Source organism: Actinophytocola sp., from assembly GCF_035712165.1.
In the GTDB taxonomy this organism is placed as follows: Bacteria; Actinomycetota; Actinomycetes; order Mycobacteriales; family Pseudonocardiaceae; genus DASYTH01.
This window is the reverse complement of sequence record NZ_DASTBH010000265.1, coordinates 1-8,097: the sequence shown is the minus strand read 5'-3', so window position 1 is coordinate 8,097 and position 8,097 is coordinate 1. Positions and strand designations below refer to the sequence as shown.

Here is an 8,097-nt window from a genome sequence, read left to right as displayed (position 1 = left end):
GGCCACCCGCTCCGGCGTCGGCGACGCCGGAGGGAGTGGCGTGGATGAACCAGTTCTGTGCGGCGGTCCGGGACGTGCAGCTGGGCATCTGGCAGGTGCCGGTCGCGGACGGGGTGGACTCGCCGGAGGAACTGCGGGCGGCGGCCCGGCGGATGTTCGACGGGGCGGCCGCGGCGCTGGCGGCCGGGACGGAGCGGCTCACCGCACTGGCAGACCCGCCGGTGGACGGGGGCGCGGCGGCGGTGCGGGGGCTGACCGACCGGTTCGGGACGGCCCGGCGGCAGGTCGAAGAGGGACGGGCCCGGATGGAGCACGGGGATCCGGGAACGGTCCTGGACGCGACCTGGCCGAAGGTGGTCGCGGTGGCCGCGCGGCCGTTCGAGGGAGTCGACCTCACCGCCGGGATGCGGGCGGCGGGGGATGGACCAGGATGCGCCGGCATCGCGGGCTGGCCGCGGTGAGGTGGGCAGTTACGCTGTGAGTCGTGTCCATCCCGCACCCCTCCCGCCGTGTCGCGCTGCTCACCCTCGGGTGCGCGCGTAACGAGGTCGACTCCGAGGAGCTGGCCGGGCGGCTGAGCCAGGACGGCTGGGAGCTGGTGGACACCGACGAGAACGCCGACGTCGTCGTGGTGAACACCTGCACCTTCGTCGAGTCGGCCAAGAAGGACTCCGTCGACACCCTGCTGGCCGCCGCCGACACGGGCGCCAAGGTGGTCGCGGTCGGCTGCATGGCCGAGCGGTACGGCGCGGAGCTGGCCGAGAGCCTGCCGGAGGCGGCGGCGGTGCTCGGCTTCGACCACTACCCGGACCTGGCGCAACGGCTCGATGACGTGGTCGCCGGCCGGTCCGTCGCGTCCCACCAGCCCCGGGACCGGCGCACGCTGCTGCCGATCACCCCGGTGCACCGCCCGGCCAAAGCCACAGAGGTCACCGTGCCCGGGCACGGCTGGGGCCCCCGGGTGCTGCGCAAGCGACTCGACGACGCGCCGGTGGCCGCGCTCAAGATCGCCTCGGGCTGTGACCGGCGGTGCGCGTTCTGCGCGATCCCGTCCTTCCGCGGCGCGTTCGTCTCCCGCCACCCGGACGAGGTTCTCGCCGAGGCGCACTGGCTGGCTGAGCAGGGCGCCCGCGAGCTGTTCCTGGTCAGCGAGAACTCCACCTCCTACGGCAAGGATCTCGGCCGCGAACTGGGTGGGCTGGAGGCGTTGCTGCCCCGGCTGGCGGCGGTGCCCGGCGTGGACCGGGTGCGGGTGTCCTACCTGCAGCCGGCCGAGACCCGCCCGGCGCTGGTGGCCGCGATCGCCGGTACCCCTGGGGTCGCCGACTACTTCGACATGTCCTTCCAGCACTCCAGCGAGCCGGTGCTGCGCCGGATGCGCCGGTTCGGCTCGACCGCCTCGTTCCTGGCCCTGATCGACCAGATCCGCGACCAGGCCCCGGCCGCCGGCATCCGCAGCAATGTGATCGTCGGGTTCCCCGGTGAGACCGAGGCGGACCTGGCCGAGCTGGAGCGGTTCCTCACCGAGGCCCGGCTGGACGCGGTCGGCGTGTTCGGCTACTCCGACGAGGACGGCACCGAGGCGGCCGGCCTGCCGGACAAGCTGGCCGACGACGCCGTCGCCGAGCGGGTGGCCCGGGTCGGCGACCTGGTCGAGCAGCTCACCGCGCAGCGCGCCGAGGACCGGGTCGGCGAGGAGGTGCTGGTGCTCGTCGAGCAGGCCGGCGACGAGTGCACCGGCCGCGCCGGGCACCAGGCGCCCGAGGTGGACGGCGAATGCCTCCTGCCGGACGGGGCCGGGCTCGCGGTCGGCGACCTGGTGCGGGCGAAGGTCGTGGCCGCCGAAGGGGTGGACCTGGTCGTGCACCCGCTCGAGGTCGTGCCCCGCAGGGAAAGTCCGTGAGCGCCGCCGGCGAGCCGGTGCCGCCCACCGGCCCACTGCCGGAACCGGCGGCGGTGATCCCGCTGGTCAACGTCGCCAACATGCTCACCGTGACCCGCCTGGTGCTGGTCCCGGTGTTCCTGCTGACCCTGTTCGCCGGCGGCGGCCAGTCCACCGGCTGGCGGCTGGTGGCCACCCTGGTGTTCGCCGTCGCCTCCATCACCGACCACGTGGACGGGCGGCTGGCCCGCAAGTTCGGCCTGGTCACCGACTTCGGGAAGATCGCCGACCCGATCGCCGACAAGGCCCTGGTCGGCTCCGCGCTGGTCGGGCTGAGCATGCTCGGCGAGCTGCCCTGGTGGGTGACGATCGTGATCGCGGTCCGGGAGCTGGGGGTGACCCTGCTGCGCTTCTGGGTGATCAGGTACGGGGTGATCCCGGCCAGCCGGGGCGGCAAGTGGAAGACGCTGACCCAGCTGGTGGGCATCGGCCTGTTCCTGCTGCCCGGGCTCGAGGCGTTGGACCCGGTGCGCTGGGCGGTGATGGGCATCGCTGTGGCGCTGACCGTGGTCACCGGCGTGGACTACGTGATCCGGGCGCTGCAGCTGCGCTCGGCCGGCCGGGCGGCGACCCGGGAGCCCGGGTGAGTCCGCTGGCCGACGCTCTGGACATCGATCCGGAGTTGGTGGTCGCGGTGCTGGACCGGCTGCGCGCCCGGGAGGAGACCGTGGCCACCGCCGAGTCGCTGACCGGCGGGCTGGTGTGCGCGGTGCTGACCGGCGTTGCCGGGTCGAGCGCGGTGGTGCGTGGCGGGCTGATCGTCTACTCCTCCCAGCTCAAGGTCGCGCTCGCCGGGGTGAACGGGCGGGCGCTGTACGAGCACGGCGCGGTGCACCCGCTGATCGCCGAGAGCCTGGCCGCCGGGGCGCGGGAACGCTGCCAGGCGAGCTGGGGGCTGGGGCTGACCGGGGTGGCCGGGCCGGGCCCGCAGGACGGGGTCGAGCCGGGCACCGTCTACGTCGGGCTGGCCGGCGCCTCGGGGGTCACGGTGCGGCCACTGCGCGTCTCCGGCGACCGGCACACGGTCCGCTCCGTCGCCGTTCGAAACGCGCTTGAGCTGCTCCACGACAGGATTGAGCAGACGTCCAGGGACAGTTGAGCGGTCCGCGCTTCCCACGAGGGAACATTGAGGCCGCGCCGCTCGTTCGCCCTTGGCGGACGGGTGGCCGTGTCGCTGCGGGCGGCCGCACCCTCTGGGTAACGTAGCCACTGTGCTCGGCTGGACCCGCCGGACGAAGGGAGGCGCGCGATGACCGTGCTTCTGCGCGAGGCCATCGGTGATCGGCTTCGGCACGCCCGCACCAACCAACGGCGCACGCTGCGCGAGGTCTCCCGTTCCGCCCGGGTGAGCCTGGGCTACCTCTCCGAGGTCGAGCGGGGACGCAAGGAGGCGTCGAGCGAACTGCTGGCGGCCATCTGCGACGCGCTCGAGTTACCGCTGTCCGAACTGCTGTACAACGTCGCCTCCGACCTGGGTGCGCTCACCGCCGTGCCGGACGCCGTGCCACCCCGCCCGGAGCCGGTCGAGGGCGGGACCGGCGAGCGGGAGCCTGCCGCGCGGGCCTCGGTGGAGAACGTCGACGGGGGCCGGCTGGTCCCGGCGATCGTCGGGGACAACCTGGCCGACCTGCGCATTCAACCCGCGCTCAGCCACCGGATGCCGACCGCGATCGGCGGCGCCCGGGCCGGCGTCGTCTTCGCCGCCTGAAGCAGGGTCGGCGGCGTCCGCTGAAGCGCTGCCGAAATGGTGTGCGGACTGACACAATCGACCGGTGATCCTCGAACTGCTGGTCGCCGGCGGAGGGCTCGCGGGGTTCGTGGCCCTGCTGACGCGCGCCAGGTCCGGGCAGCGGCAGATCACCGACCAGCCCCAACCCCGGCGTCCGGTTCCGGGTAGCCCGGCCCGGCCGCTGCTGTCCCGGGGGACACGAATCGTCCGCGAGCTCGGCCGGTTGCTGGCCGGTCACGAAGCGTGGCACGGCGTGGTCGCCGACGCGAACCAGGTCCTCGCCGAACTGCGCATGATGGCCGGTCAGGTGGCCGAGCTGGAACACGCCCTGGCTCAGCTCCGGGGTCCCGAGCCGCCGGCCGCCGCCGCGCTGCGGGAGTTGGGCGCCGCGCACCTGGCCCGGATGGAGGTGGCCGTCGCCGGCCTGGAGCGGGCCCGTGCCGAGGTGCTCGTGTTGATCGCCAGGTCCGCTGCCCCGCCCCTGGCCCATGATCCCACCGACGCGCTGAACAGCAGGCTGGCCGGGTTACGGGCCGGTCTGGCCGAGATCGGTGAGCGGTCCAACCCGGAGACCGGATCAGGGTTCGGTTCGCAACGTCAGGGCCATCCCTGATTTCTGCGGGGTGCGGTGGATCGGCAACCGTGCACCTGGAACGATGGAACCCACAGCGACGGTGGGGCGTTGCTCTTCACAAGCGCGAGAGCAGCCAGAGCACGGAGAAGGCAGGCGGAGGAGATGGCCAACCCCTTTGTGAAGTTCTGGAAGTACCTGATGGCGTCGTTCTCGTCGAAGATCGACGAGCACGCCGACCCGAAGGTGCAGATCCAGCAGGCCATCGAGGAGGCGCAGCGGCAGCATCAGGCGCTCTCGCAGCAGGCCGCCGCCGTGATCGGCAACCAGCGGCAGCTGGAGATGAAGCTCAACCGCCAGCTGGGCGAGGTGGAGAAGCTGCAGGCTTCGGCCCGCCAGGCGCTGGTGCTGGCCGACGAGGCGCGGGCCAAGGGCGACGAGCAGAAGGCCGGCCAGTTCGAGAACGCCGCGCAGTCCTTCGCCACTCAGCTGGTCACCGCCGAGCAGAGCATCGAGGACCTCAAGACGCTGCACGACCAGGCGCTGCAGGCGGCGACCCAGGCCAAGGCCGCGGTCGAGCGCAACGCCATGGTCCTGCAGAACAAGCTGGCCGAGCGCACCAAGCTGCTCAGCCAGCTGGAGCAGGCCAAGATGCAGGAGCAGGTCTCCAAGTCGCTCAACCAGATGAGCGAGCTGGCCGCGCCGGGCAACGTGCCGTCCCTGGAAGAGGTCCGCGACAAGATCGAGAAGCGGTACGCCACCGCGATCGGTTCGGCCGAGCTGGCGCAGAACTCGGTGCAGGGCCGGATGTTGGAGGTGCAGGCCTCCACCACGGAGATGGCCGGCCAGTCCCGGCTGGAGCAGATCCGCGCCTCGATGCACGGCGGCTCGGTGGCGCCTCAGGTCACCGCCGGCACCGGCGCCTCCTCCTCGGCGGCGTCGTCCAACATCCAGGCGGAGATCGCCAAGCGGGTGGCCGAGGAGCAGAAGGCCAACCCACAGCCCGGTTCCTGACGATCCAGCATGGGACATGCGCGCGACTTACGGCGTCTGATCGCCATGGCCGAGCAACAGTGGCGTGGTCAGATGATGCAGCACGTCCGCGCCGAGATGCACAAGGCCGTTACCCGGCGGGACGACCCGGCGGTGCAGTTGGAGCGCCAGCGCGCCCGGCTGGCCCGCCGCCGGGCCTGGGCGTCCCGTTGGGCGACCGTCTGGGCACTGGTCACGATGATCTGCACCGTGGTGGCGGTGGGCGCGTTCGTCGGCGCGATCACGCTTGAGATGGCGCTGTCCGCGGTGATCATCGGACTGATCGCGGGCACGTTCGCGGTTCGTTCCGGGCTCCGGATGCGGCGGCTCACCCAGCAGCAGCGGGAGCTCGGCCCGGGATCGGCCACACCGCGCCCGGTCCCTGCCGCGCTGCCGCCCAAGAGCTCGATGGCCCGGGCGCCGATGGAGCGGCTGGGCGAGGCCGAGGGCACGCTGGCCGAGCTGCTCAGCCAGATCGAGCGCGGCGGGTCGGTGCCGGCCGAGTCGGCCGCGCACACCCGGCAGACCGGGGCCGACGCGGCGGTGGTGCTGCGCTCGGTCGCGGCCCAGCTGCACGCCGTGGAGCGGGCCAGGGACCACTCGCCGCCGCTGGAGCGCGGCGCGCTGGCCGACGCGGTCCGGCGGTTGCGCGTTCAGCTCGACGAGGGCGTCGACGGGTACCGCAGCCTGGTGGCCGCCGCCGGCCGGGTGCTGGCCGCCAGCTCGCTCGGCGACCCGCGGCACGACCTGACCGACGCCACCGAGCACCTCGCCGGCCTCGCCCTGGCCCTGCGCGACCTGTCAAAGGGCTAAAGAACTCGGTTGATCCGGCGCACCAGGCCGGGTCCCTGGTAGATCAACCCGGTGTAGAGCTGGACCAGGCTCGCGCCCGCGTCGAACATCCGCAGCGCGTCGTCCGGCGTGCCGATCCCGCCGACGCCGATGATCGGCAGGTCGCCGCCGGTCTGCTTGGCGACGAACGTGACGACCTCGAGCGCCCGGGCGGCGAGCGGCCGGCCGGACAGCCCGCCGGTCTCCTCGGCCCGGGCGGCGTCGCCAGGTGCCAGGCCGTCTCGCGCCACCGTGGTGTTGGTGGCGATCACCCCGTCGACCTCGTGCGCCGCGCACACCTCGAGCAGTTCGGCGATGGCGTGGTCGGTCAGGTCCGGCGCGATCTTGACGAGCAGCCGCACGGTCGCCTCCGCGCGCAGCGCGCCGAGCAGGGCGTCCAGCGCGGCCCGGTCCTGCAGCGTGCGCAGGCCGGGGGTGTTCGGCGAGCTGATGTTGATGGCGAAGTAGTCGCCGAGGTGGCGCAGGATGCGGAAGGCCGCCAGGTAGTCCTCGACCGCGTCGGCCACCGGCGTGACCGCCGACTTGCCGATGCTGATGCCCAGCGGTGTCCGAAGTGGACCGTAGGCCGCCAGCCGGTCGGCCAGGGCCTGCGCGCCGGCGTTGTTGAAGCCCATCCGGTTGATGATCGCCGCGCTCTGCGGCAGCCGGAACAGCCGGGGCCGCGGGTTGCCCGGCTGCGGGTGCCGGGTGACCGTGCCGACCTCGACGAACCCGAACCCGAGCGCGGGCCAGGCGGACAGCGCGACGCCGTCCTTGTCCATGCCGGCGGCGAGCCCCACCGGCCCGGGGAAGTGCACGCCGAACACGGTGCGCGGCGCCGCGCGGCCGAAGTGGCGGTGCAGCAGCGACACCAGGCGTGGATGGCCGCCGAGCCGGGTCAGCGTCGCGAGCGTCCGCTCGTGCGCCAGTTCGGGATCGCCGCCACCCAACCGGAACAGGTGCCGCCGAACCAACCCGGAGTAGATCACCCGCTCATCGTGTCACCCGCGGCCGGCAGGGGATGATGTACCCGTGTCTGGAACCGAGCTCGGCTCCGCGGTGCAGGAGCTCTATGCCGCCCCCCGGGAAGAGTTCATCGCCCTGCGCAAGGAACTGGCCAGACGGGCCCGCGCGGCCGGGGCGGCGCAGGTGGCCGCGGAGATCGACAAGCTGGCCAAGCCCACCACCGCGGCCTGGGTGGCCAACCAGCTGGCCCGCACCGATCCGGCAGAGGTGACCGCGCTGGCCGAGTTGGGGGACGCGCTGCGGGAGGCGCACGAGCGGCTGGACGGCGGGCAGATCCGGACGCTGTCCCAGGAGCGGACCGAGCTGGTCCGGACGCTCGTCGAGCGGGCCACCCGGCACAACGGTTCGGCGCTGAGCGAGTCGGTGCTGCGTGAGCTGGAGGACGTGTTCACCCGGGCCGTCGCCGATCCGGATGCCGGCCGCGCGCTGGTCGCCGGGTGCCTGACCTCGGCGAAGGGTTTCGCCCCGATGTCCGGGTGGCCGGCCGGCGGCGACACTCCGCCCGCGCCGAAACCGAAGCCGAAAGCGACAGCGAAACCGGCCGCCACCGGCGCGCGGGACCGGGCGCAACAGGCCCTGGACGAGGCCCGGGCCGCGGTCAAGGAGGCCGAGGCCGCCCGGGCCGAGGACGAGCGCTCGCTGGCCGGCGCCGAGTCGGCGGCGGACGAGGCGGCGGCCGAGGTCCGGCGGCTCGGCGAGGAACTGGACGCCGCCGAGAGCCGGGAGAAGCGGGCCCGAGGGCTGGTGGCGATGGCCCGCCGGTCGGTCAAGGAGGCCGAGCGCCGGGCGAGCCAGGCCTGGAAGCAGGTGCAGCAGGCCGAGGCGCGGCTGGCCGCACTGGACGAGAAATAGGACAACCCCCGGAGCGCGCTTCCTGTGGCGAACCACAGGCCCTGGGGCGGACTAGGTCCCAGAGACTCCGGGGGTTGGGTGACTGCCTGGTATTCGCCGACCACCGAGGTCGGC

Annotated in this window: 10 protein-coding genes; 9 read left to right on the top strand and 1 reads right to left on the bottom strand. The window is 73.3% G+C overall.

Features of this window, described 5'->3' with window-relative positions; genetic code table 11:
- From VFO68_RS14945 to pspM, 8 genes are all read left to right on the top strand, one after another.
- The coding region (locus VFO68_RS14945; RefSeq protein WP_325158876.1) for a hypothetical protein at nucleotides 1-461 on the top strand (461 nt) is incomplete at its 5' end.
- 23 nt (nucleotides 462-484) lie between these two features.
- The gene (gene rimO / locus VFO68_RS14940; protein ID WP_325158875.1) at nucleotides 485-1,903 is read left to right on the top strand and encodes a 30S ribosomal protein S12 methylthiotransferase RimO; all 1,419 of its coding nucleotides are present in this window, start codon (nucleotides 485-487) and stop codon (nucleotides 1,901-1,903) included.
- Nucleotides 1,900-2,529: a CDP-diacylglycerol--glycerol-3-phosphate 3-phosphatidyltransferase gene (gene pgsA / locus VFO68_RS14935; RefSeq protein WP_325158874.1), complete on the top strand. Its 630-nt coding sequence runs from the start codon at nucleotides 1,900-1,902 to the stop codon at nucleotides 2,527-2,529. Before rimO ends, pgsA begins: the two co-directional genes overlap by 4 nt.
- 5 nt (nucleotides 2,530-2,534) lie before the next feature.
- Nucleotides 2,535-3,041, top strand: coding sequence for a CinA family protein (locus VFO68_RS14930; RefSeq protein WP_414635509.1), 507 nt, complete (start codon nucleotides 2,535-2,537; stop codon nucleotides 3,039-3,041).
- A 150-nt stretch (nucleotides 3,042-3,191) separates the two neighbouring features.
- The gene (locus tag VFO68_RS14925; RefSeq protein WP_325158872.1) at nucleotides 3,192-3,650 is read left to right on the top strand and encodes a helix-turn-helix transcriptional regulator; all 459 of its coding nucleotides are present in this window, start codon (nucleotides 3,192-3,194) and stop codon (nucleotides 3,648-3,650) included.
- 64 nt (nucleotides 3,651-3,714) lie between these two features.
- On the top strand, nucleotides 3,715-4,284 hold the full coding sequence (locus VFO68_RS14920) for a hypothetical protein (RefSeq protein WP_325158871.1): 570 nt from the start codon (nucleotides 3,715-3,717) through the stop codon (nucleotides 4,282-4,284).
- Between the two features lie 123 nt (nucleotides 4,285-4,407).
- Nucleotides 4,408-5,256: a PspA/IM30 family protein gene (locus tag VFO68_RS14915; protein ID WP_325158870.1), complete on the top strand. Its 849-nt coding sequence runs from the start codon at nucleotides 4,408-4,410 to the stop codon at nucleotides 5,254-5,256.
- A gap of 72 nt (nucleotides 5,257-5,328) precedes the next feature.
- On the top strand, nucleotides 5,329-6,087 hold the full coding sequence (gene pspM / locus VFO68_RS14910; RefSeq protein ID WP_325158869.1) for a phage shock envelope stress response protein PspM: 759 nt from the start codon (nucleotides 5,329-5,331) through the stop codon (nucleotides 6,085-6,087).
- Here the strand turns inward: pspM and VFO68_RS14905 are convergent.
- Nucleotides 6,084-7,094 carry a quinone-dependent dihydroorotate dehydrogenase gene (locus VFO68_RS14905; RefSeq protein ID WP_325158868.1) on the bottom strand — a complete coding sequence of 337 codons (1,011 nt, stop codon included), beginning with the start codon at nucleotides 7,092-7,094 and terminating at the stop codon, nucleotides 6,084-6,086. The two genes, pspM and VFO68_RS14905, sit on opposite strands and share 4 nt — an antisense overlap.
- A 43-nt stretch (nucleotides 7,095-7,137) precedes the next feature.
- On the opposite strand from VFO68_RS14905, the gene VFO68_RS14900 reads away from it, so the two are divergent.
- Nucleotides 7,138-7,983 (top strand): hypothetical protein, encoded by an 846-nt coding sequence (locus VFO68_RS14900; RefSeq protein ID WP_325158867.1) that lies wholly within the window; start codon nucleotides 7,138-7,140, stop codon nucleotides 7,981-7,983.
- The last annotated feature ends 114 nt before the right edge of the window (nucleotides 7,984-8,097 follow it).

Excerpts from the sequence above, each read along its gene's own strand:
- VFO68_RS14925 (WP_325158872.1), top strand. The coding sequence starts at position 3,192 with ATGACCGTGCTTCTGCGCGAGGCCATCGGTGATCGGCTTCGGCACGCC.
- VFO68_RS14915 (WP_325158870.1), top strand. The coding sequence starts at position 4,408 with ATGGCCAACCCCTTTGTGAAGTTCTGGAAGTACCTGATGGCGTCGTTC.
- pspM (WP_325158869.1), top strand. The coding sequence starts at position 5,329 with ATGATGCAGCACGTCCGCGCCGAGATGCACAAGGCCGTTACCCGGCGG.